The sequence below is a fragment of the Mesorhizobium quangtriensis genome (assembly GCF_040081925.1).
In the GTDB taxonomy this organism is placed as follows: Bacteria; Pseudomonadota; Alphaproteobacteria; order Rhizobiales; family Rhizobiaceae; genus Mesorhizobium_K; species Mesorhizobium_K quangtriensis.
On sequence record NZ_JBEBMF010000002.1, the window covers coordinates 1,221,767 to 1,243,501 of the forward strand.

A 21,735-nucleotide genomic window follows, 5' to 3' on the forward strand; every position below is an offset into this window, starting at 1 on the left:
GATCAGAATATGGTCGCGATCATGGTCTGGGGTGCGGCAGTCGGCAAACCGTTTCTGACGCGGGACTATTAAAGAAAGCTCTGCGGATCGATGTCGACCGACACGCGCACCGAGCCCCTGACCTTCGGCCCTGCCCCAAGCAGGGCGCGGATGTAGCCCTGCATGTCCGAGCGGCGCTCGCCGTGGACGAGCAGGCGGAAGCGATGACGACCGGCGACCAGCGCCAGCGGCGCCTCGGCCGGTCCGAGGACCTGGATGTCGGACGAAGGCGGCGCGGCCCGGCGGATGCCGCGCGCATGAGTTTCCGCTTCGGCGCGCGTCATGGCGCTGACGATGATGCCCGCCAGCCGTCCGAAGGGCGGCAGTCCGGATCGTTCTCGCTCGGCGATCTCCCTGACATAGAAGGTTTCCGCGTCGCCCGAGACGATCGCCCGCATGACCGGATGGTCCGGCTGGTAGGTCTGGAGCAGGCCGAGGCTCTTCTTGCCGGTGCGCCCGGCCCGCCCCGTGACCTGGCTGAGAAGCTGAAAGGTGCGCTCGGCCGCGCGCGGGTCGCCATTGGCGAGGCCGAGGTCGGCGTCGACGATGCCGACCAGCGTCATGTTCGGGAAATTATGCCCCTTGGCGACAAGCTGCGTGCCGATGACAATGTCGGCCTCGCCATTGGCGATGGCGTCGAGTTCCATCCTCAGCCGCTTGACGCCGCCAAGCAGGTCCGACGAAAGGACGATGGTGCGGGCGTCGGGGAAATGGCTGACGACCTCTTCGGCGACGCGCTCCACACCGGGGCCGCAGGCGACAAGATGGTCGAAGGTGCCGCATTCCGGGCAGGCATCAGGCCGCTTTTTATGGTGCCCGCAATGATGACAGACGAGCTGACCGCGAAAGCGATGCTCCACCAGCCAGCTCGAGCAATCCGGGCACTGGAAGCGGTGGCCGCAGACGCGGCAGAGCGTCAGCGGCGCATAGCCGCGACGGTTGAGAAAGAGCAGCGACTGCTCCTTGCGCTCCAGCGTCTTGCGTACTTCCGCGAGGAGGGCCGGCGACAGGAAGCCGCCGCGGGCGGGCGGTGAACGGCGCAGGTCGACCGCCTTGAGGTCGGGGAGCGAGGCTTCGGCGAAACGGGCGGGTAGCACGGCGCGCGCATAGCGCCCCTGATCTGCGTTGACGCGGCTTTCGATGGAGGGCGTGGCCGAGGCCAGAACGACGGGGAAGCTGCCTATGTGGCCGCGCACCACAGCCATGTCGCGCGCGTTGTAGGTGACGCGATCCTCCTGCTTGTAGGCAGGATCGTGCTCCTCGTCGATGACGATCAGACCAAGCTCGTTGAAGGGCAGGAACAGCGCCGAGCGCGCGCCGGCGACGACGCGGATGCTGCCCTCGGCCACCTGCCGCCAGACGCGTTCGCGCATGCGCGGCGCCAGATCGGAGTGCCATTCGGCAGGCTTTGCGCCAAAGCGGTCCTGAAATCGTTCGAGGAAAGCATGGGTCAGTGCGATCTCGGGCAGAAGGATGAGAACCTGCCTGCCCTTGTCGAGCGCGGCGGCGACGGCCTCGAAATACACCTCCGTCTTGCCTGACCCCGTGACGCCGTCGATGAGGGTCACCCCTGCCCCACCTTTTTCGACGGAGGCGCGCAGCATATCGGCCACCGCCTGCTGGTCATCGGACAGCTCGGGCTTCGAATAATCAGTGTCGGGACGCGCGACGACCGGGCGCGGCGGGATCATGACCGTCTCGAACACGCCCTGGTCCCGCAGCCCGTCGATGACCGTGGACGAGACGCCGGCGGCATGCGCGAGACCGGAGCGCGTCCAGGCAAGCCCGTCATGGGCGGCGTCAAGCACGCGGGCGCGTGCCGCCGTCATCCGGTCGGGCGCTGCTTCGGTGCGCTGCAGGCCTTCCGTCCAGGGTTCGGGGTCGAAGGCGGCCGGCGCGCGCAACAACATGCGCGCCACCATGCCGGGTGCGGAGAGCGTGTAGGCCGAGACCCAGTCGACGAAGCGGCGGGTTTCAGGGTCGATCGGCGGACAATCGAAGACTTCCGAGATTGGCTTCAGCTTCTTCGAATCGACGTCGCCGGCGTCGGTGTCCCACACAACGCCTGCAACCTCACGTGGCCCCAGCGGCACACGCACGATCGAACCCGGCTCGACATGCATATCGTCGGGCACCGCGTAGGTGTAGGGTCGCTCCGCAGGCATCGGCACCAGAACGGGGGCCGAGCGCATGGGTGGCTTGCGCGAATCGTCTTTCATGGCGCGTGACCTTGCCGCGACTTTCGGCTAGAGCAAAGGCCGGCTGGGATCGAAGATCCCTCAGGAACAACTCCGGTCACTGGAAGGATACGCCCATGAAGTTCTTCGTCGATACCGCTGACATCAAGGAAATCCGCGAACTGCACGACCTCGGCCTGGTCGACGGCGTCACCACCAACCCGTCGCTGATCCTGAAATCGGGCGGCAACATCACCGACGTAACCAAGGAAATCTGCTCTATCGTGGAGGGCCCGGTCTCGGCCGAGGTCGTCGCCACCGAATACGGCCAGATGATCAAGGAAGCCGAGGTTCTGGCCAAGATCGCCGACAACATCTGCATCAAGGTGCCGCTGACGCTGGACGGGCTCAAGGCCTGCCGCACCATCCGCACGAGCATGAACCGCCTCGTCAACGTGACGCTGTGCTTCTCGGCAAACCAGGCATTGCTGGCGGCCAAGGCCGGCGCGACCTTCATCTCGCCCTTCGTCGGGCGCATCGACGATACCGGTTCGGACGGCATGGAGCTGATCGCCGAAATCCGCCAGATCTACGACAATTACGACTTCCCGACCGAAATCCTGACCGCCTCGGTGCGCACCGTGAACCACGTCAAGCAGGCTGCGCTGATCGGCGCCGACGTGGTGACCGCGCCGCCGGCGACGCTGAAGGCTCTCGTCAGCCATCCGCTGACCGACAAGGGCTTGGCGCAGTTCCTCGCCGACTGGGCGAAGACCGGCCAGAAGATCGCCTGATCCCCTATGGACGCCGCCGCGATCGCCAAAACCGTCCTGGAAGCGATCGACGGCGGCAGCCAGATGCAGCCTTTCACGACGCGCGATGCGGCCTTTTCGGAGGCAGACGCATACGCCGTGACGGCCGAGCTGCGCGCGCTTCGCATCGCGCGCGGCGAAAAACCCATTGGCCGCAAGATCGGCTTCACCAACCGCACCATCTGGGACGAATACGGCGTCTTCCAGCCGATCTGGGGCGATGTCTACGACACGACCGTGCGCGACGTGTCGCCCGGCGACCGGGTCGTCGTCTCGCAATTGCCCGAGCCGCGCATCGAACCGGAGATCGTGCTGGGGTTGGCCAGCGACCTGACGCCTGACATGGGCGTCGAGGAGATCGCGGCCTCGATAGGCTGGGTCGCGCATGGATTCGAGTTTGTGCAATCGATCTTTCCGGGCTGGAAATTCAACGTGGCTGACTGTGTCGCCGATGGCGGCTTGCACGGGCGGCTGTTCGTCGGGCCGAGGCGGATTCTGTCAGACAGGGAGCGCAGGACGCTCGCAGCCGACTTGTCCAGCCTGACAATCCGGTTGAGCCACGACGGGACCGTCATCGACACGGGCGTGGGCGCGAACGTGCTGGATGGGCCGATCCATGCGTTGGCGCATCTGGTCGCCGTGCTTGAGAAGGATCGGCTCAACCCGCCAATGAGAGCAGGCGAGATCGTCACGACCGGAACGCTGACTCGTGCCTTTCCGGTGCTGCCGGGCGAAAAATGGTCGACTGAAATCGCGGGCGTCGACCTGCCGGGGCTGGTCGTCCGGATCGCCTGAAGCCGGCTACTTCAGCGAAGTCGGACGCTTCGACAGTTCCTGCGCAATCACGATGTTGAGCAGTTCGGCGAGTTCGCGGGCGGCGCGGTCCTCGGCGTTGAGGCGCGCGCGATAGGCCGCGAATTCCTGTCGCGGCACGTCATATTGCGAGGTGATCCGCCTACGGCCGGTGGTGACGACCTCTGCGCTGCCAGCAGCGGTCAGCGAATAGTTGGCGGTCATGGTGACCGTGCCCGCGGTCGGCTCGTTGTCCTCGCCGATCTGGACGACCGCGCCGGTCTGGTGGACCGTGATGACGTTCAGCGTCAGCGTATAGGCGGGTGTGGCAGGCTGACCAGCGCCGCGCCCAAACAGGAAGATCAGTTGGTTGCGCAGCTGCTGCGCCGCGCGATCATCGACCGGCTTGATCGCGATCAACGACAGGTCGGCGGTGACGGCCCCCTGCGGCTTGCCCGAATCGGGATTGGAATAGAGCGGCTGCACCGTGCAGGCGGCCAGAAAAGGCAGGGCCAGAACGGCGAAAAGTGCTGCCGCGCGCAGCCGGGCTTTCGGCAGGGACCGTTCAGACGACGACATTCACGATCCTCTGCGGCACGACGATGACCTTGCGCGGCGTTTTCCCCTCGAGAGCCTTCTGCACGACATCGAGCGCGAGCGCGGCTTTCTCTACGGCAGATTGATCTGCGTCGCGGGCGATTGTCAAATCCCCCCGCTTCTTGCCGTTTATCTGAACAGGCATGACGATCTCGCTGTCCACAGTCAGCGCGGGGTCATAGGCTGGCCACGGCTTGTCGGCGACCAGCCCGGCACCGCCGAGCTCGGCGTGGCACTCCTCGGCCAGATGCGGCATCATCGGTGCGATCAGGCCGACCAGCATGTCCAGCGCCTCGCGCGTCGCCGCCTTCAGCTCGGCCGATGCCTTGCCGGCGGCGATGTCCGAAACCGGCCCCTGCAGCGCGTTGGCGAGTTCGTAGATGCGGGCGACGGCCTTGTTGAAGCCGAGCTTCTCGATTTCCTCGCCGACCGACTTCACGATTTTGTGCGCGGCCTTGGAGAGAGCCGCCGCCTCGCCGTCATGCGCGGCCGCGGGCGCGACACCGGTCAGACCCGGCGCTGCCTCTGAAACAAGCCGCCACAGGCGCTGCACGAAACGGTGCGCGCCCTCGACGCCGGCCTCGGTCCAGATCACGTCGCGCTCGGGCGGCGAATCGGAAAGCATGAACCAGCGGGCGGTGTCGGCGCCGTAAGAGCCGATGATATCGTCGGGGTCGACCACGTTCTTCTTCGACTTCGACATCTTCTCGATCGCGCCGATCTCGATCGGCGTGCCGTCCGTCAGCAGGAACGCCTTGCGCGAACCGTCGAACTCCTCGACCTTGATCTCGGCGGGCGTGACCCAGCCGTCCGGCCCCTTGTAGGTTTCGTGCACGACCATGCCCTGCGTGAACAGGCCCTCGAACGGCTCCGCGACCGTGTTGAGGTGGCCGGTCGCCTTCATGGCGCGGGCATAGAAGCGCGAATAGAGCAGGTGGAGGATCGCGTGCTCGATGCCGCCGATATACTGGTTCACCGGCAGCCAGCCCTTCGGACCGTCGACAGCCGACAGCGTGGTGGGGGCCGTCTCGTTCCACGGATCGGTAAAGCGGGCGAAATACCAGGACGAATCGACGAACGTGTCCATCGTGTCGGTATCGCGACGCGCGTCCTTGCCACATTGCGGGCATTCGACATGCTTCCATGTCGGATGATGATCGAGAGGATTGCCTGGCCGGTCGAAGGTGACGTCGGTCGGCAGCTCGATCGGCAGGGCGGAGGCAGGCACTGGCACCGCGCCGCAGGAATCGCAGTGGATGACCGGGATCGGGCAGCCCCAGTAGCGCTGGCGCGAGATCAGCCAGTCGCGCAGACGGAACTGCACCTTGCGTTCGCCCTGCGGGCGGCCGTTGAGCACGTCGCCCGACAGGCGCTCGGCGACCGCGTCGAAGGCGTCCTTCGGCTTCATGCCATCGAGGAAGCGCGAATTGATCATCGCACCATCATCGACATAGGCCTCTTCGAGAATGCGGAAGGTCGCGGCGTCCGCGCCTTCGGGCATGACGACCGGCGTGACCGGCAGGCCATACTTGTTGGCGAAGTCGAGGTCGCGCTGGTCATGCGCTGGGCAGCCGAAGATCGCGCCCGTGCCGTATTCCATCAAGACGAAGTTCGCCACGTAGACTGGCAGCGTCCACGCTGGATCGAAGGGATGCACGACGCGGATGCCGGTGTCGAAGCCCTGCTTCTCGGCGGTCTCCAGATCGGCGGCGGCGGTGCCGCGATGGCTGATGTCCTTGATGAAGGAAGCGAGCTTCGGATTGTCTTCCGCTGCCTTCTTCGCCAGCGGATGATCGGCCGCGATCGCCATGAAGGACGCGCCGAAGATCGTGTCCGGACGGGTCGTGTAGACCTCCAGTTCCGTCTCGCCTGAGGGCGCGGTCGCCGCGTCGAGCTTCCAGCGCAGCAACAGGCCTTCCGAGCGGCCGATCCAGTTGGCCTGCATCAGCTTGACCTTCTCGGGCCATTTGTCGAGCGTATCGAGGCTGTCCAGCAGATCCTGCGACATCGACGTGATCTTGAAGAACCACTGCGTCAGGTCGCGCTGTTCGACGAGCGCGCCGGAGCGCCAGCCGCGCCCGTCGATGACCTGCTCGTTGGCAAGCACGGTCATGTCCTCGGGATCCCAGTTGACCTTGGCCGAACGGCGCTCGACGAGGCCTGCCTTCCAGAAGTCGAGGAACATCTTCTGCTGGTGCTTGTAATAGGACGGATCGCAGGTGGCGATCTCGCGCGCCCAGTCGAGCGACAGGCCCATCACCTTGAGCTGCGCCTTCATCGCCTCGATGTTCTGGTAGGTCCACGATCGCGGGTTGACGCCACGGTCGCGTGCTGCGTTCTCGGCCGGCAGGCCGAACGCGTCCCAGCCCATGGGATGCAGCACGTTGTAGCCAAGCGCGCGGCGGTGGCGCGCGACAACGTCGCCCATCGTGTAGTTGCGGACGTGGCCCATGTGGATGCGCCCGGACGGATAGGGGAACATCTCGAGCACGTAGTATTTCGGCCGGGAATCGTCGTTCTTCGTCTCGAAGAGCTTGGCGGCGTCCCAGGCCTTCTGCCACTTCGGTTCGGACGCTCGGGCGTTGTATCGTTCGGTTGCCATGACCGGTATTTCACTTAAAAGAGCAAGCTATCCGCCGGGTGCGTCCGGCAGATCATGGAAAATTCGGGCGGACCTTCACCATGGTTTGCCCGAAGCGTCAACTGCGCGGGCGGCTGGGCTGCCCGAAACGGAGCGGAATCAGGCATGAGCAGCGCGGTCGAACGGCTGGGCGAGGTGCGGGACAGGATCGCGACAGCGGAGCGCGAGGCGAAGCGGCCGGCAGGTTCGGCAACGCTGGTCGCGGTGTCGAAAACCTTCGATGCAGCGGATATCCGTCCTGTCATCGAGGCGGGACAGCGCGTCTTCGGCGAGAACCGCGTGCAGGAGGCGCAAGGCAAATGGCCCGCACTGAAGGCTGAATTCCCCGATATCGAGTTGCACCTGATCGGCCCGCTGCAATCCAACAAGGCCAAAGAGGCAGTGGCCCTGTTCGACGTGATCGAGACGGTCGATCGCGAGAAGATCGCAGCGGAACTCGCCAGGGAAATCGCGAAGCAGGGCAAGGCGCCGAGGCTTTACGTGCAGGTCAACACCGGTTCGGAGCCGCAGAAGGCCGGCATCGAGCCGACCGAAGCCGTGGCGTTCGTGAAACGTTGCCGCGATACCCACGGCCTCGCCATCGAAGGCCTGATGTGCATTCCGCCAGCGGATGAGAACCCCGGTCCGCACTTCGCGCTGCTGGCCAAACTGGCGAAGGAAGCCAGCGTCGAAAAGCTGTCAATGGGCATGTCGGGCGACTACGAAACGGCGGTAGCTTTCGGCGCAACCAGCGTGCGCGTGGGCAGCGCGATTCTCGGGACGCGATAGGCCCGGGTCGCTCCAATTCCTCGCACGGCATTGGCAGCACTGTTGCGGCACCCTATCTGTTTCGAGGTTCTCTCTCCCTTTCGCCGCAGCGCCCCTCCCGACGCGCGAGGCCCAACATGGAGCCTACCCCATGCGCTACAAACAGCTTGGCAACACCGGTCTGTTCGTCTCCGAACTCTGTCTCGGAACGATGACCTTCGGACCTCCCGGCGAGAACGGGTTGTGGGGCAACATCGCCAGCCTCGACCAGAAGGGTGTCGATGAGATCGTCGGACGCTCGGTAGCGGCAGGCGTGAACTTCTTCGACACGGCAGACGTCTATTCCATCGGCAAGTCGGAGGAACTGCTCGGCCAGTCGATCCGCAATCTCGGCCTCAACCGCGAGAGCGTCGTCATCGCCACCAAGGTGCATGGCGCCATGGGCGACGGCCCCAACCAGCGCGGCTCCTCACGCGGCCACATCATGGATTCCGTGGAGGGCAGCCTGAAGCGCCTTCAGACGAGCCACATCGACCTCTACCAGTTGCACGGCACCGACACGGTGACGCCGATCGACGAAACGCTGCGCGCGCTGGACGATCTCGTCGCCAGCGGCAAGGTGCGCTATGTTGGCGTCTCCAATTGGCAAGCCTGGCGCATCGCCAAGGCGCTCGGCATTTCGGAGCGCAAGGGCTACGCCCGCTTCGAGACGATACAGTCCTACTACTCCATCGCCGGGCGCGACCTCGAACGCGAGATCGTGCCGCTGATCAACGAGGAGAAACTCGGCCTGATGGTCTGGTCGCCGATGGCGGGCGGACTGCTGTCAGGCAAATACGGTCCCGGCGCGCCGGGCAACGGCGAGGGTCGCCGCGCCAACTTCAACTTCCCGCCTGTCAACGAGGACCGCGCTTGGGCGGCGGTGGCGGAGATGCGCAGGATCGCCGAGAAGCACAATGTCAGCGTCGCTACGGTGGCGCTGGGTTATGTGCTGGCGAAGCCGTTTGTGATGAGCATCATCATCGGCGCGAGCCGCATGGACCAGCTCGAACAGAACCTCGCAGCGGTAGACCTGAAGCTCGATGCGGAAGACATCGCCAAGCTGGACGAAGCCAGCGCGCTGCCTTCCGAATATCCGGGCTGGATGGTCGAGAGGCAGGGAGCGGGCCGCGTGCCGGGGCCATTCGTGCCGAAGGCATGAAACGTCCGGCCCGGCATCGGGTGTGCCGGTCTTCCCTTAATTCAGCGCGAACTCGCCGCAGACGCTGCGCCATTCTGACGGCGAGATCAGCTTCTTGTGCGTGTAGCGCACCGAATGCAGCGGGCCTTCGAGCTTTGCCTTCCAGAAATCGATGAAACGGATGAGCGCCGGGAACTTCGGCGCCAAGTCGTAGTCCTGCCAGATGTAGGTCTGCAGGACATGTGGATGATCCGGCATTCGATAGAGTATTTCCGCCGTGGTGAGGCCGTAGCCCTTGAGCATCATCTCCATCTCGGCGTGATTGCGCATTTCAGGTCCCCTGCTCCGACAAGAATCGTCTCCTCCCAAGGACAGAGTGTCATGCAAATTTCATTACCCGTCTATTGAGTTTTCCATGCCTCACGAATAAAAGTCTCGTGAATCCAATACGTTAGCAGCGCATCGACCCGAGTGCTGCCACGTTACGGCACGACACTGGCACAGAGAGCTTGTTGCCGCTGCGGCAAGCCGCCGCGCAGACCGAACGTCTAATATTGCCCTCAACCGCGAACTGATAATAAATGCCCGCGCAATCCAGGGGCCAGTGCGCGCCAGAGCCCACCGCCGACCCGTGGCGGCCGTACCGGGAGGGGAAGACGAGATGTCCGAAGTTCATGTTCACAAGGTTCAGGCTGCGTGGAAGAAGCGCGCGCTGATCGACAACGACACCTACCTCAAATGGTACAAGGACAGCATAGCCAACCCTGACAAGTTCTGGGGCAAGCACGGCAAGCGCATCGACTGGTTCAAGCCCTACACCAAGGTCAAGAACACCAGCTTCAAGGGCAAGGTTTCGATCAAGTGGTACGAGGACGGCGTCACCAACGTCGCCTGGAACTGCATCGACCGCCATCTTAAGAAGCGCGCCGACCAGACGGCGATCATCTGGGAGGGTGACAACCCCTATGACGACAAGAAGATAACCTACCGCGAACTGCACGACCGCGTCGCGCGGATGGCCAATGTGATGAAGAAGCACGGCGTCAGGAAAGGCGACCGCGTCACTATCTACATGCCGATGATCCCCGAGGCGGCGTATGCGATGCTGGCCTGCGCCCGCATCGGCGCGGTCCATTCGGTGGTGTTCGGCGGCTTCTCGCCGGATTCGCTCGCCGGCCGCATCGTCGATTGCGAATCCACTTTTGTCATCACCGCCGACGAGGGCCTGCGCGGCGGCCGCACCATTCCGCTCAAGGAGAACACCGACAAGGCGATCGACATCGCCGCGAAGAACCATGTCCTCGTCAAGAACGTGCTGGTGGTGCGCCGCACCGGCGGCAAGGTCGGATGGGCCAACGGCCGCGACCTCTGGTACCACGACGAGATGCTGACAGTGGACGTCAACTGTCCGCCAGAGAAGATGAAGGCGGAGGACCCGCTGTTCATCCTCTACACCTCCGGCTCGACCGGCAAGCCGAAGGGCGTGCTGCACACGACCGGCGGCTATCTCGTCTACGCGTCGATGACGCATCAATACGTCTTCGATTACCACGAAGGTGACATCTACTGGTGCACGGCCGATGTCGGCTGGGTGACCGGTCACAGCTACATCCTCTACGGACCGCTGGCCAACGGCGCGACAACGCTGATGTTCGAGGGCGTGCCCAACTACCCGTCCATGTCGCGCTTCTGGGAGGTCATCGACAAGCATCAGGTCAACATCTTCTACACCGCCCCGACCGCGCTGCGCGCGCTGATGGGTGCCGGCAACGACTTCGTGACAAAGACCTCGCGCAAGTCGCTGAAGGTGCTGGGCTCGGTCGGCGAGCCGATCAACCCGGAAGCCTGGGAGTGGTATTTCAACGTGGTCGGCAACGGCAAGGTGCCGATCGTCGACACGTGGTGGCAGACCGAGACGGGCGGCATCCTGATCTCGCCGCTGCCCGGCGCGACCAACCTGAAAGCCGGCTCGGCGACGCGCCCCTTTTTCGGCGTACAGCCGCAGCTGGTTGATGGCGAAGGCAAGGTGCTGGAAGGTGCTACCGACGGCAACCTCTGCATCACCGACAGCTGGCCGGGGCAGATGCGCACGGTCTATGGCGACCATGAACGTTTCGTGCAGACCTATTTCTCGACCTACAAGGGCAAGTACTTCACCGGCGACGGCTGCCGCCGCGACAAGGACGGCTACTACTGGATCACCGGCCGCGTCGACGACGTGCTGAACGTCTCGGGCCACCGCATGGGCACCGCCGAGGTCGAGTCCGCGCTCGTCAGCCACGACAAGGTGTCCGAGGCTGCGGTCGTGGGCTATCCGCACGACATCAAGGGTCAGGGCATCTATTGCTATGTGACGCTGATGGCCGGCGAGGAAGGCTCGGAAGACCTCCGCAAGGAACTGGTAGCGCATGTGCGCAAGGAAATCGGCGCGATCGCCACGCCGGACAAGATCCAGTTCGCGCCGGGCCTGCCGAAGACGCGCTCCGGCAAGATCATGCGCCGCATCCTGCGCAAGATCGCCGAGGACGATTTCGGCGCGCTGGGCGACACCTCCACGCTGTCCGACCCGGGCGTCGTAGATGATCTCGTCGCCAACCGGCAGAACAAGAAGGCTTGAGCGCGGCCGAGGAAATCGGCAGCGTCGCGTCCCTCTGGCGCTATCCCGCCAGTTCGCTGGGCGGGGAGCGTCTCGACGCGGCCCCGCTTCGCACCGACGGCGTCGAGGGCGACCGGCTGTTCGGTATCGTGGACGCGGCAACGGGCGTGATCGCCAAGCCGGATTCGGACAGGAAGTGGCATCCTGTTCCCCGGATCGCGGCACGGCTCGACGGCGGCGCGCTGGAGATAAAAGTTCCCGGCGGCAACTGGCTGCCAGCTCCGAGCGACGCGGCAGACAAGGCGGCGAGTTCCTTCCTTGGTTTCGATGCGGCGATCCGCCGTTTCGAGGAAGGCACCACCCTTGAGGCGCCGCGCTATAAAAAAGCGCCCATCCATCTGCTGACAACGGCGTCGCTGGCTGAACTGAAGGCGCAGCATCCGGGTGGCGATCCGGACCCGCGCCGCTTTCGCCCCAATATCGTCGTCGACATGCCGCGTGTGCCGGGGCACTTCCCCGAGACGGACTGGCTCGGCCGCAGGATCGCCATCGGCGAGGTCGAGCTCGAGATCACCGACCCCTGCCGCCGCTGCGGCTTCACGATCATTGGACAGGACGGCTTCGAGTTCGATGCAGACATCCTGCGCACGCTGGTGCGCAAGAACCGGCACAACCTCGGCGTCTATTGCGAAGTGACACGGCCCGGCACCGTGCGGCCGGCCGACGCCATGCGGTTCCTCGACTGAGCGCTAGCGATACAGATCGGCGCGCGTAGGCGGCAGGCCGCTGCGGCCCTTGGTCCGGCGTGTCGCGACGGTTTGGTAGATCATGATCGAGCCGCCGTCGAAGCCAAGCGAGCAGCCGACCAGATAAAGCAGCCAAAGCCGTGCCTTCGGCTCACCGACTTCCGCGATGGCTTCATCGAAGCGCGCCTGCAGCCGCTCGGCCCAGAGACGGCAGGTCTGCGCATAATGTTCGCGCAGGTTTTCGATGTCGTGAACCTCGAAGCCATGCGATTCCAGATTGTTCGCGGTCAGCCCGATCGCGTCGAGCTCGGCGCCGGGGAAGATGTATTTGAGGATTGCACGGTACCCCGGCCCCTTGCGGTGGAACGTCTTCATATCGCGCTTCATGCGCCGTGTGATGGCGTGGTGCAGATAGACCCCACCGGGTTTCAGCAAGCGATTCACGGCATGGAAATATTCGTCGTGGTGGGCGAAGCCTACATGCTCGAACATGCCGATCGACGAGATCTTGTCGAACGTTCCGGTCAGTTCCGTATAGGACTTGACCTCGATCGTGATCCTGTCCTCCAGCCCCTCGGCGCGGATGCGTTGGCGGGCGATTTCGGTCTGCGCCTCGGACAGCGACACACCGCGTCCGAGGACGCCATAATTCTTGGCGGCATGGATGAGCAGCGCACCCCAGCCGGAACCGATGTCGAGCATCGTCTCGCCGGGCGTCAGCCTGAGCTTGCGGCAGATGTGGTCGAGCTTGTCGATCTGCGCCTGGTCGATGTCGTTGGAGAAGTCCGTGAAGTAGCCGCAGCTGTAGAGCATGCGCTTGTCGAGGAAGAGTTGATAGAACGCGTTCGAGATATCGTAGTGGTGGGTGATCGCCTGCTTGTCGGAGCCGCTCGCCACGCGCCCGGCGAGATCGTGGATGCCCTGGCTTTCCTTGCCGCGCGCAAAGAACAGGAAGGGAGCATCGCGCAGGAGCCTGCCCTTGGACATGGCGCGCAACTTGACCTTCAGGCTGTTCATCTGGCGCTGCTCGATCAGGTCGAACAGCGTACCGCCCTCGATGTCGACAGCCTTGGAGACCCAGAGCGCGACCAGTGTATCGACATTGGGATGTCGCAGCACACGGCCGACGATGCCGCTGTCGTTGATGAGCAGCGTCAGGCCACTGGACGAGGCGCCGGGCGGATCGATGCGCTCGCCGTTCCACAGGCGCACCGCGAAGCCCGGCTGCAATTCCCCGACGATGGTCCGGATAAGCCGGGCCGCCCTGTCCGCGCTGTTCATCGCATTTATCCTGTCGCTATGCCGCTGGTGTTGGCTGCGCGCGACATGTAACGCGACTTTTCCCCATTGTCATTCGTTCGCCGACACCCCATTCTATGTATCGTGTTCAACGAAACGAAAGGAGGTGATCCGATGTCGAGTGGTTTCGGTTTCCAGAGCGTGGCTCGTGCGGATTGCTCTTTCGGGAAGCAGCCTTCCTGACAGCGGCATGATGCGCGGCCGGTAGCCTAGCTACGGCCACGAGCCGCGCCACGGACGAAAGCACGGGGCCGCCTCTCGCGAGGCGGCCCTTGCTTTATGCGCGGACGTCTGTGTTGCCTGGACGGTTCGCGCTGCAAGAATGTGTCAGTTTGTGAGGACAAGCGCCTCGATGTTGCGGGCGATCGTCAGGAACGCCTCGTTGAGCTCGTCACCCGAAGAGGTCTCGTAGTAGCGCTTGAATGCGCCGGTATCCGGTGAGGCGCATTTCTTCATTACGCCCTTGGCGTCGTTGTTGGTGAGCTTGAAGCCGATGGTGAAGACCTCGATGCCGTTCTTCTTCATGGTCTCGCAGAGCGACTCGGCATAGGAGCGCGACTTCGTTCCCTGGGAGCGAACATTGCCGGTGACATCTGCGTGCGCTGTGTTGAACTCGCCGTCGGTCATCAGGATTGCGATCTTGGCGATCTTCTTGGGATCGGCCTTCGCCGGGCCGTCTCCGAGCCCGGCATTCTTGATTGCGGGCGCCCACTTCTCGGACAGCATATAGTTGGTCCACTGAATGCCCGTCGCGCCAGCCGTGTAACCGGCAACCGAGAAGTCGTTGATCTGCTTCTTCAGTGCATCGGCGTCGGCGCTGAGGGGCTTCAGCACCGCCTTGGCGCAGGCGTTCAGTCGATCGTCGCGGTTGACCTTGGCGGGATAATCGCGGGACTTGCCGCTGATCTTGCGCGTGCGGATGGAGTCTGGCGCGTCATCGGTGAAATCGGCCTTGAGATCGACAGTCTTTCGCTCGGTGGCGCAATTGTCGGAGGCAGTGCCGGTATTGTTGCTTATCTCCGCCTTGGTTGCATCAACCGGCGGCGGCAGATCCCAACCGCCGGACTTTTCGACAAAGACTACGTCCTTGGCAAGCGCGCCCACATTGACGCCATCGGAGTAAGGCACAAGCGCGATGCGCACGCGCGGATTGTCCATCTTCTGGTTCTTCGTCAGCGCATCGACAGCGTTGCTGGCGGCCGTCTTCAAGTCCTTGATCTTCTGACCACCCATCGAGTCCGTCACGTCGAGCATCATCGCGACCTCGATCTTCTTGTCGGAATAGAGCGAGGACGACTGGGCGCTGACGCGGCGTTCCTTGTTGGAGCCGAAGAGCGGGAAATAGATTGCGACATCGACATAGGCCGTCGCCTCCAGCGTGCCGAGAAGCTTGTCCACGACGAGCGTGTTCAGCACGATGCGCTCGCCGTCCATGATGGTCGGTTCGCCATTGACGATCAGGAAGCGCTCGACCCACTCGCGGGCATCCTTCACGTCGATGACGCCGGTCGTGATGTCGCGCGCCGTCGAGGTGACCGCAGAATCGAGCGAACTCCTGAGCGCCGATCGCACATTGTAGAGCTGGGCGAGATTGACGGCGAAACCCGCCGACAGCGCCAGAACCGCCGCCACCATCGCCGTCAGGATGGCAAAGCTGCCTGACCTGGAACGGGCGAACTCGTTAACTTTTCCAATCAGGTTGAACCGCATTCAGGCCTCCATCCGCGCAACTGAAGCAGACAGAGCAGGATTCCGGCCAACTTGTTTCGTATCGGCAGGCGGCAGGCGCGCCTCTCGCAAGCCATTGAAAACAAAGGATATGACGCCCGATCATGGTAAATGACCGGTAAACATTTCCGTGTTGCGTGAAAAACGCTAACGGCTTGTTTACCCAAAGGACGGGGCAGGGGATTGGCATTAACGAAGGCGTATCAGGATGGGACGCGCGACTGTACCGAGATGGGTCATCCGCACCACGGCGCGCGACGCCCGCCGTCATAGGGCCGCACCAGCCTCTCTCCAAGCATGATCGGGGCCACAGACTGCCCGCCGCTTGTTTCGACATCGGCAAGCACGCGGCCGTAGTATTTCGCTCCTGATATGTTCGACAGGGCGACCGCGCCGTCGCGAAGAAGATCGGCCAGCGCATCGCGCGCCTTTTGCGCCGCATCGTGCTCGGCCGCGCAGCGCGATTTCATCTCCGGCGCGTCTATACCCCGTATGCGGACGTTGATGCGCACCACATGGCCGGGCCACACCAGCGCATCTGCGAGGAAGGTGTCGCCGTCGAGCACATCGAGGACCCGCGCATCGACGGGCCCGGGAAACGAACGCGAACCGGCAAATGCGGGAAGCGCAACGACGACACATATCGCGATTATCGCAAATCGAAACTTCATTAGAGGAATTTAATCCTATTATGAAGTTTCGACAAGAAACCGTGGGTTGTCGCCGACTGCGCCTAGGCGAGGATCTGCGCGCCGACTGTACGGTCGATACCGTGGAGGGGCGGTTTGGCCGGATGGCTCTCCTGCTCGTAGGTCCAGACCTTGAACAGGCTGAGGTTGTGCGGCCCGAAGCTGTGCAGCAGGGGAACGTCGGTGGCGTCGCGCCCGCGCGCCAGCACGACGCGGCCTATGCGCGCCTTGTTATGGCGCGGATCGAAGGTGTACCACTTGCCGTCGAGGAACACCTCCATCCACGCGGAGAAGTCCATGGGCGCGGGGTCGGCAGGCACGCCGATATCGCCGAGATAGCCGTTTACATAGCGCGCCGGGATATTCATGCAGCGGCAGAGCGTGATGGCAAGATGGGCGAAGTCGCGGCAAACGCCGACCTGCTCCTCATGTGCCTGCGCCGCGGTGCGGGTGGAGCGGGCGTAGCCGTAGCCGAAGGACAAGCGGTTGTGCACGTAATCGACGATCGCCTGAACGCGCGCCCAGCCGGGCGGCATGTGCCCGAACAGGCTCCACGCGAGCCCGCTCATGTGATCGGTTTCACAATAGCGACTTCCGAGCAGGTAGCCCAGCACGTCCGGCGGCAGGTCATCTACAGGAGTCTCCTTCGCCAGCGTGTTGACCTCATCAGGCTCGCCCGAGTCCTCTACCACCGCGTCATACAGAATGCGGAAGGTGCCGGCCGGTGCGCTGAACCTGCGGCACGCATTGCCATAGCGGTCGTTGTAGACGGAGGAGGGAACCGATGGTGACGTCAGCACCCGCGTCTGGCGCTTGATGTCGGCCTGTCGCTCCTCGTGGATTTCAAGAAGAGAAATGATCGGCGTCTGCTGCTGGCACTCGATGGCTATTTCGTAGCCGAGCCGGATGAGCATGGCGGGAACCTCGTTGAGGGATTTCGGAAAATTTGGTCGACAACGCCCACAACCCCCGGAGGGTTCCGGCGTCCGGCCAGATTCTCGATAGAAAACGCCAGAAGACCTCAGGGTTCAGAAGTCGGAGGCGAGACCCTTCACTTCCCAGTCGCCGTAGCGGATGGGTTCCTTGCCACCGCGCCCGCCCACTTCCTTCGGTCGGGCGGCGTCGGTGTCCGCCGCGATACGGCGCGCGGCGGCTTCCTCAAGGGCGCGACGCGCCGCCGGCGACAGCGGCTTGGCACCGGACTTCCCGGGTTCGCCCGTCTGCTGGATGTCTTGCGTCATGATTGCGGTCCGGAACGTTGAAATGACTTCATATCTTTCCCATCATATAATCGCCAACAAGGATTGGCGAACCACGGCTGCGTCAAATGTCTCGGCAGCCCAACGGAGACCGGCATGAATATCCTTCGCACAGCCATGCTGCTGGCCTTCCTGACTGCTCTGTTCATGGGCGTCGGCTATCTGATCGGCGGCCAGAGCGGCGTGCTGATCGCCTTCCTCATTGCGGCTGGCATGAACTTCTTCAGCTACTGGAACGCCGACAAGATGGTGTTGCGGATGCACCATGCCGTCGAAACCAACGAGCAGAACGCGCCGGAATATTACGGCATCGTGCGCGATCTCGCCGCGCGCGCCAACCTGCCGATGCCGAAAGTCTACCTCATCAACAACCCACAGCCCAACGCCTTTGCCACCGGCCGCAATCCGCAGAACGCGGCGGTGGCGGCGACAACCGGGCTTCTGGAGCGCCTGTCTTACGAGGAAGTGGCGGGCGTGATGGCGCATGAGCTCGCGCACATCCAGAACCGCGATACGCTGACGATGACGATCACCGCGACCATCGCCGGCGCGATCTCGATGCTCGGCAACTTTGCGCTGTTCTTTGGCGGCAACCGCAACAACAACAATGGGCTCGGCGCCATCGGCGTGCTGGTCGCGGTCATCGTGGCGCCGATCGCGGCGGCGATCGTGCAGATGGCTATCAGCCGCACCCGCGAATATTCCGCCGACCGGCGTGGCGCGGAAATCTGCGGCCATCCCCTGTGGCTGGCTTCGGCGCTCGGCAAGATCGCCAACGCCGCGCAGCGCATCCGCAACCCCGACGCCGAACGCAGCCCGGCGACCGCATCGCTGTTCATCATCAACCCGCTGTCGGGCGAGCGCATGGACAATCTGTTCTCGACCCATCCGAACACGGAAAATCGCATCCGCGCGCTGCAGCAGATGGCCGACGATGGCTTTGAACCTGCCCGGCCGCAGCGCCGCGCGGAAGCTCCACCTCCAGCACCCCAGCCGGAACCGGAAGCGCCGAGCACAGGCTCGCATGACGAACCCGGCGATGGACCCTGGGGCACCCGAAAGTCGGCGCAGCCGGCCGAGCCGGAGCAGCCGAAACAGAACCCGTGGGGGCGGAACCCCACCGGGCCGAAGAGCCGCTGGTGATGGATCGCCAAGCCGGGCGGAAGGCGCGACCCACGAAACCAAAGCAAGACGCTGAGGCCGGGAACAGGAACGTTCCCGGCCTTGCTGCACGCATGACGGCAGCCAAGCTGCTTGCCATCGTCATCGATGCGAAGACACCCCTCGACGGGTTGACCGACAACGACAACGGCCATCCGCACTATCTGGCGCTTGAGCCACGCGACCGGGCGCTGGTGCGTGCTATTCTAACCACCGCCCTGCGGTTCCGCGTCACCATCGGCAAGCTGCTTACGCTGCGCCTCGAACGACCGCTGCCACCCAACGCCGCCACGCTGACGCACATCCTGCATGTTGCCGCAGCACAGATCCTGTTTCTCGATGTGCCGGACAGCGCTGCGGTCGACCTCGCCGTCACCCACGCCAAGTCCGACCCGCGCACGACCCGCTTCGCGGCGCTCGTCAACGGCGTGCTCCGCTCGCTGGCGCGTGGCAAGGACGCCGAACTGCGGCCCATGCTCGACACTACGCGGGATGCACCAGACTGGTTCGTGCAGGGGCTCGTCTCGGCTTATGGCGAGGAAAAGGCCGTAGCGATCCTTGCTGCCCATCGCGTAGAGGCGCCTGTCGATTTCAGCGTCAAGGCAGACGCGGCACTTTGGGCCGAACGGTTCGGCGGCATCGTGTTGCCGACGGGCGGCGTTCGCGTCGAGAAGTTGAACGCCGCCGTTTCAGAACTACCCGGATTTGCCGAGGGCGAATGGTGGGTGCAGGACGCCGCCGCCGCCCTGCCCGCGCGCCTGCTCGGCGACATCGCCGGCAAGCGCGTCGCTGACCTCTGCGCTGCACCCGGCGGCAAGACCGCTCAACTGGTGCTAGCGGGAGCGCATGTCACCGCGCTCGACACCTCGAAGAACAGGCTTGTCCGATTGCAGCGGAACCTCGAACGGCTGCGGCTGACGGCCGAGACTTTGCAGGCCGACCTCCTCGAATTCAGGCCGACAGAACTGTTCGACGCCGTGCTGCTCGACGCGCCTTGCTCCTCGACCGGGACAGTGCGCCGGCATCCTGATGTGCCGTGGACGAAATCTCCTGCCGACATCGAGAAGCTGGCAGCCTTGCAGGCGAAGATGCTCGCCGCCGCCGCCAAACTGGTGAAGCCGGGCGGGCGCATCGTTTTTTCGAATTGTTCGCTCGATCCCGCCGAGGGCGAGGATATCTGTCGCACCTTTTCCGCCTCGGCCGATGTTGAGGCGGACCCGATCCAGCCGGGCGAGATCGCTGGCGCCGACGAATTCCTGACTTCCCAAGGAACCCTACGGACCACGCCGGCCGGCATGACGCTTGGCTCCCCTGGCATTTCCGGCTTGGATGGTTTCTTCGCTGCCCGTTTTCGCCGAAAAGACTGATTGCCCGTCCGGATTGCCCAAAAACCACGCAATTGCCTTCACGTAAAATTCACTCTCATGTAAAGTCCTGAATCGGCTAGCCATTCGACCACCCCGGGACAGCGGTCGTCCGGCTGCGAAGCGGAGAGGAATTTGCATTGGCGACTGCGACGGGCAACACGACGCGTCTCTGGACGCTCGTCGCACGCGAGATGTGGCGAAAGACGCGGCGGCGGCTGCGCGCCGGCCCACTCTACCGCTGGCGCTACTCGGGCCGAACGCCCGAGCGGGTGCTGATCGCGCCGCCGGACCTTCGTCTCGCCGACCCGCAGATCGCGCTGGAAATCTACTACGGCCGCTTTCCGCTTTCGGGCCATCTCGTCGAGACCGGGGGGCGCTCACCTTTCCAGATCGAGGTGCAGAACCGCGGCTGGCTGAAGACGCTGCACGGCTTCCGCTGGCTGCGCCACATGCGCGCCGCCGGCACGGACCTCTCCGCCGCCAACGCGCGGGCGCTGGTCTCCGACTGGATCTCCACCCATGGCGGAACCATCTCGGGCGTCGCCTGGGAGCCGTCGACGACGGCCAAGCGCATCATCGCCTGGCTGCAGCATTCGCCTGTCGTTCTGCAGGGGGCCGAGTTCCCATTCTACCGGGCCTATCTGAAATCGCTGGCCATGCAGATCCGGTACCTTCGCTCGGTCGTGAAGGAGATGCCGGACGGAAAGGACAGGCTGCGCGCGCGCATCGCGCTTGCTTTCGCCGCGCTCTCGCTGCCAACTCCTGTTTCGGCGCTGCGCAACGCCACGCGCCAACTGTCGGAGGAGCTCGAGCGGCAGATTTTGCCCGACGGTGGGCACATCTCGCGCAACCCGATGACCGTGATGGAACTGCTGGCGGACCTGCTGCCGCTGCGCCACACCTACACCAACCAGGCCGAGACGCCGCCGCCTGCGCTTGTCGGCGCGGTCGACCGCATGCTGCCGGCCCTGCGCTTCTTCCGCCACGAGGACGGCGCGCTCGCTCGCTTCAACGGCATGGGCGCCACCATCCACGACCGCATCGCGGCCATCCTGCGCCATGACGACACCGAAGGCGCGCCGCTTCTGCACGCGCCGCACTCCGGCTACGAGCGGCTGTCGATGGGCGGGGTGACCGTCATCGCCGACACGGGCCAGCCGCCGCCGGTCGACGTGTCGAACGCCGCCCATGCCGGCTGCCTCTCCTTCGAGATGTCGTCGGGCCGGCAGCATTTTGTCGTCAATTGTGGCGTCGACACCTATGGCGCGGCCGAGTTCCGGCCGCTCGCGCGGGCGACCGCAGCGCATTCGACGGCTACCATCAACGACACCTCGTCGGCGCGCTTCAACCACTCCATCCGCGTCAACGATCTGCAAAGCCCGCCGCTGATCGGCGGCCCTCAGCATGTACCCTGCCAGCGCACCGACCGGCCCGGCTCACAGGGTTTCATCGCCAGCCACGACGGCTACGTTGCGCGGTTCTCGCTCTACCACGAGCGGGAGCTTTCGCTGTCCTCGGAAGGCAACGTGCTGGCCGGCGTCGACCGCTTCCTGCGTTCCGGCGGAGCTGCCGCCCGCGACAACGGGCGCGACCTCGTGACGATCCGCTTCCATCTGCATCCTGACGTGGAGCTCTTTCAGGACGAGGCCGACCGCTTCGTGCTGACCGCGACGAACGCCGACCGCTGGGTGCTGTCCTGCGAGGAGGTCATGCCGACGGTGGAGGAGTCCATCTATTTCGCTGGCCTCGGCGGACCGCGCCGCAGCCGCCAGATCCTGCTTGCCTTCAAGGCGTCCGAGATTCCCGAGGTGCACTGGCAGCTGACCCGCACGCATATCGTGGAGCTTGAGCCCCGAGGTCCCTCGGCTTCTTGATTTCCCGCTCCCGAGGGGTTACGCGCAGCCT

The 21,735-nt window shown here is 64.2% G+C and carries 18 protein-coding genes; 9 read left to right on the forward strand and 9 right to left on the reverse strand.

The features are described from left to right. Positions 1-68: 68 nt before the first annotated feature. Positions 69-2,258 carry a primosomal protein N' gene (locus tag ABMA32_RS14580; protein ID WP_349014465.1) on the reverse strand — a complete coding sequence of 730 codons (2,190 nt, stop codon included), beginning with the start codon at positions 2,256-2,258 and terminating at the stop codon, positions 69-71. Positions 2,259-2,353: 95 nt separating this feature from the next. Between ABMA32_RS14580 and fsa the strand changes: the two genes are divergently transcribed. After that, entirely contained in the window at positions 2,354-3,010 is a 657-nt protein-coding gene (gene fsa / locus ABMA32_RS14585; protein ID WP_349014466.1) for a fructose-6-phosphate aldolase, read from the forward strand. A gap of 6 nt (positions 3,011-3,016) precedes the next feature. Continuing rightward, positions 3,017-3,823 carry a 2-keto-4-pentenoate hydratase gene (locus ABMA32_RS14590; protein ID WP_349014467.1) on the forward strand — a complete coding sequence of 269 codons (807 nt, stop codon included), beginning with the start codon at positions 3,017-3,019 and terminating at the stop codon, positions 3,821-3,823. A 6-nt stretch (positions 3,824-3,829) separates the two neighbouring features. Here the strand turns inward: ABMA32_RS14590 and lptE are convergent, their stop codons facing one another. Both lptE and leuS read right to left on the reverse strand, forming a co-directional pair. Beyond that, positions 3,830-4,399 (reverse strand): LPS assembly lipoprotein LptE, encoded by a 570-nt coding sequence (gene lptE, locus ABMA32_RS14595; RefSeq protein WP_349014468.1) that lies wholly within the window; start codon positions 4,397-4,399, stop codon positions 3,830-3,832. Next, positions 4,386-7,019: a leucine--tRNA ligase gene (leuS, locus tag ABMA32_RS14600; RefSeq protein ID WP_349014469.1), complete on the reverse strand. Its 2,634-nt coding sequence runs from the start codon at positions 7,017-7,019 to the stop codon at positions 4,386-4,388. The genes lptE and leuS overlap by 14 nt, the downstream gene beginning before the upstream one ends. A 144-nt stretch (positions 7,020-7,163) precedes the next feature. Between leuS and ABMA32_RS14605 the strand changes: the two genes are divergently transcribed. Next, positions 7,164-7,826 carry a YggS family pyridoxal phosphate-dependent enzyme gene (locus ABMA32_RS14605; RefSeq protein WP_349014470.1) on the forward strand — a complete coding sequence of 221 codons (663 nt, stop codon included), beginning with the start codon at positions 7,164-7,166 and terminating at the stop codon, positions 7,824-7,826. 130 nt (positions 7,827-7,956) lie between these two features. Further along, positions 7,957-9,006: an aldo/keto reductase gene (locus tag ABMA32_RS14610; protein ID WP_349014471.1), complete on the forward strand. Its 1,050-nt coding sequence runs from the start codon at positions 7,957-7,959 to the stop codon at positions 9,004-9,006. 36 nt (positions 9,007-9,042) lie between these two features. On the opposite strand, the gene ABMA32_RS14615 is transcribed toward ABMA32_RS14610, so the two are convergent. Then, entirely contained in the window at positions 9,043-9,315 is a 273-nt protein-coding gene (locus tag ABMA32_RS14615) for an usg protein (RefSeq protein ID WP_349014472.1), read from the reverse strand. A gap of 331 nt (positions 9,316-9,646) precedes the next feature. Here ABMA32_RS14615 and acs point away from each other — a divergent pair, with 331 nt between their 5' ends. Together acs and ABMA32_RS14625 are read left to right on the forward strand one after the other, a co-directional pair. Then, positions 9,647-11,602 carry an acetate--CoA ligase gene (gene acs / locus ABMA32_RS14620; RefSeq protein WP_349014473.1) on the forward strand — a complete coding sequence of 652 codons (1,956 nt, stop codon included), beginning with the start codon at positions 9,647-9,649 and terminating at the stop codon, positions 11,600-11,602. Continuing rightward, complete coding sequence (locus ABMA32_RS14625) at positions 11,599-12,327, forward strand: MOSC domain-containing protein (RefSeq protein ID WP_349014474.1); 729 nt, start codon at positions 11,599-11,601, stop codon at positions 12,325-12,327. The genes acs and ABMA32_RS14625 overlap by 4 nt, the downstream gene beginning before the upstream one ends. A gap of 3 nt (positions 12,328-12,330) precedes the next feature. Here the strand turns inward: ABMA32_RS14625 and ABMA32_RS14630 are convergent, their stop codons facing one another. The 5 genes from ABMA32_RS14630 to ABMA32_RS14650 form a co-directional block, all read right to left on the reverse strand. Beyond that, positions 12,331-13,608, reverse strand: coding sequence for a class I SAM-dependent methyltransferase (locus ABMA32_RS14630; RefSeq protein ID WP_349014475.1), 1,278 nt, complete (start codon positions 13,606-13,608; stop codon positions 12,331-12,333). 345 nt (positions 13,609-13,953) lie between these two features. Beyond that, positions 13,954-15,336, reverse strand: coding sequence for a TadE/TadG family type IV pilus assembly protein (locus ABMA32_RS14635; RefSeq protein ID WP_349014476.1), 1,383 nt, complete (start codon positions 15,334-15,336; stop codon positions 13,954-13,956). 254 nt (positions 15,337-15,590) lie between these two features. Continuing rightward, the gene (locus ABMA32_RS14640; RefSeq protein WP_349014477.1) at positions 15,591-16,025 is read right to left on the reverse strand and encodes a thermonuclease family protein; all 435 of its coding nucleotides are present in this window, start codon (positions 16,023-16,025) and stop codon (positions 15,591-15,593) included. A gap of 62 nt (positions 16,026-16,087) precedes the next feature. Continuing rightward, positions 16,088-16,957 carry a transglutaminase-like domain-containing protein gene (locus ABMA32_RS14645; protein ID WP_349014478.1) on the reverse strand — a complete coding sequence of 290 codons (870 nt, stop codon included), beginning with the start codon at positions 16,955-16,957 and terminating at the stop codon, positions 16,088-16,090. Between the two features lie 114 nt (positions 16,958-17,071). Next, a complete protein-coding gene (locus tag ABMA32_RS14650) occupies positions 17,072-17,284 on the reverse strand; it encodes a DUF1674 domain-containing protein (RefSeq protein WP_349014479.1) in 213 nt (70 codons plus the stop codon). Positions 17,285-17,398: 114 nt separating this feature from the next. On the opposite strand from ABMA32_RS14650, the gene htpX reads away from it, so the two are divergent. The 3 genes from htpX (at position 17,399) to ABMA32_RS14665 (ending at position 21,704) form a co-directional block, all read left to right on the forward strand. After that, the gene (gene htpX, locus ABMA32_RS14655; protein WP_349014480.1) at positions 17,399-18,445 is read left to right on the forward strand and encodes a zinc metalloprotease HtpX; all 1,047 of its coding nucleotides are present in this window, start codon (positions 17,399-17,401) and stop codon (positions 18,443-18,445) included. Further along, the gene (locus ABMA32_RS14660) at positions 18,445-19,830 is read left to right on the forward strand and encodes an RsmB/NOP family class I SAM-dependent RNA methyltransferase (protein ID WP_349014481.1); all 1,386 of its coding nucleotides are present in this window, start codon (positions 18,445-18,447) and stop codon (positions 19,828-19,830) included. Before htpX ends, ABMA32_RS14660 begins: the two co-directional genes overlap by 1 nt. 137 nt (positions 19,831-19,967) lie before the next feature. Beyond that, positions 19,968-21,704, forward strand: a complete 1,737-nt coding sequence (locus ABMA32_RS14665) for a heparinase II/III family protein (protein ID WP_349014482.1) — start codon at positions 19,968-19,970, stop codon at positions 21,702-21,704. The last annotated feature ends 31 nt before the right edge of the window (positions 21,705-21,735 follow it).

What these genes read in the sequence shown, in the direction of transcription:
- ABMA32_RS14580 (WP_349014465.1), bottom strand. Translation starts at nt 2,258, where the DNA reads ATGAAAGACGATTCGCGCAAGCCACCCATGCGCTCGGCCCCCGTTCTG.
- fsa (WP_349014466.1), top strand. Translation starts at nt 2,354, where the DNA reads ATGAAGTTCTTCGTCGATACCGCTGACATCAAGGAAATCCGCGAACTG.
- ABMA32_RS14590 (WP_349014467.1), top strand. Translation starts at nt 3,017, where the DNA reads ATGGACGCCGCCGCGATCGCCAAAACCGTCCTGGAAGCGATCGACGGC.
- lptE (WP_349014468.1), bottom strand. Translation starts at nt 4,399, where the DNA reads ATGTCGTCGTCTGAACGGTCCCTGCCGAAAGCCCGGCTGCGCGCGGCA.
- leuS (WP_349014469.1), bottom strand. Translation starts at nt 7,019, where the DNA reads ATGGCAACCGAACGATACAACGCCCGAGCGTCCGAACCGAAGTGGCAG.
- ABMA32_RS14605 (WP_349014470.1), top strand. Translation starts at nt 7,164, where the DNA reads ATGAGCAGCGCGGTCGAACGGCTGGGCGAGGTGCGGGACAGGATCGCG.
- ABMA32_RS14610 (WP_349014471.1), top strand. Translation starts at nt 7,957, where the DNA reads ATGCGCTACAAACAGCTTGGCAACACCGGTCTGTTCGTCTCCGAACTC.
- ABMA32_RS14615 (WP_349014472.1), bottom strand. Translation starts at nt 9,315, where the DNA reads ATGCGCAATCACGCCGAGATGGAGATGATGCTCAAGGGCTACGGCCTC.
- acs (WP_349014473.1), top strand. Translation starts at nt 9,647, where the DNA reads ATGTCCGAAGTTCATGTTCACAAGGTTCAGGCTGCGTGGAAGAAGCGC.
- ABMA32_RS14630 (WP_349014475.1), bottom strand. Translation starts at nt 13,608, where the DNA reads ATGAACAGCGCGGACAGGGCGGCCCGGCTTATCCGGACCATCGTCGGG.
- ABMA32_RS14635 (WP_349014476.1), bottom strand. Translation starts at nt 15,336, where the DNA reads ATGCGGTTCAACCTGATTGGAAAAGTTAACGAGTTCGCCCGTTCCAGG.
- ABMA32_RS14640 (WP_349014477.1), bottom strand. Translation starts at nt 16,025, where the DNA reads ATGAAGTTTCGATTTGCGATAATCGCGATATGTGTCGTCGTTGCGCTT.
- ABMA32_RS14645 (WP_349014478.1), bottom strand. Translation starts at nt 16,957, where the DNA reads ATGCTCATCCGGCTCGGCTACGAAATAGCCATCGAGTGCCAGCAGCAG.
- ABMA32_RS14650 (WP_349014479.1), bottom strand. Translation starts at nt 17,284, where the DNA reads ATGACGCAAGACATCCAGCAGACGGGCGAACCCGGGAAGTCCGGTGCC.
- htpX (WP_349014480.1), top strand. Translation starts at nt 17,399, where the DNA reads ATGAATATCCTTCGCACAGCCATGCTGCTGGCCTTCCTGACTGCTCTG.
- ABMA32_RS14660 (WP_349014481.1), top strand. Translation starts at nt 18,445, where the DNA reads ATGGATCGCCAAGCCGGGCGGAAGGCGCGACCCACGAAACCAAAGCAA.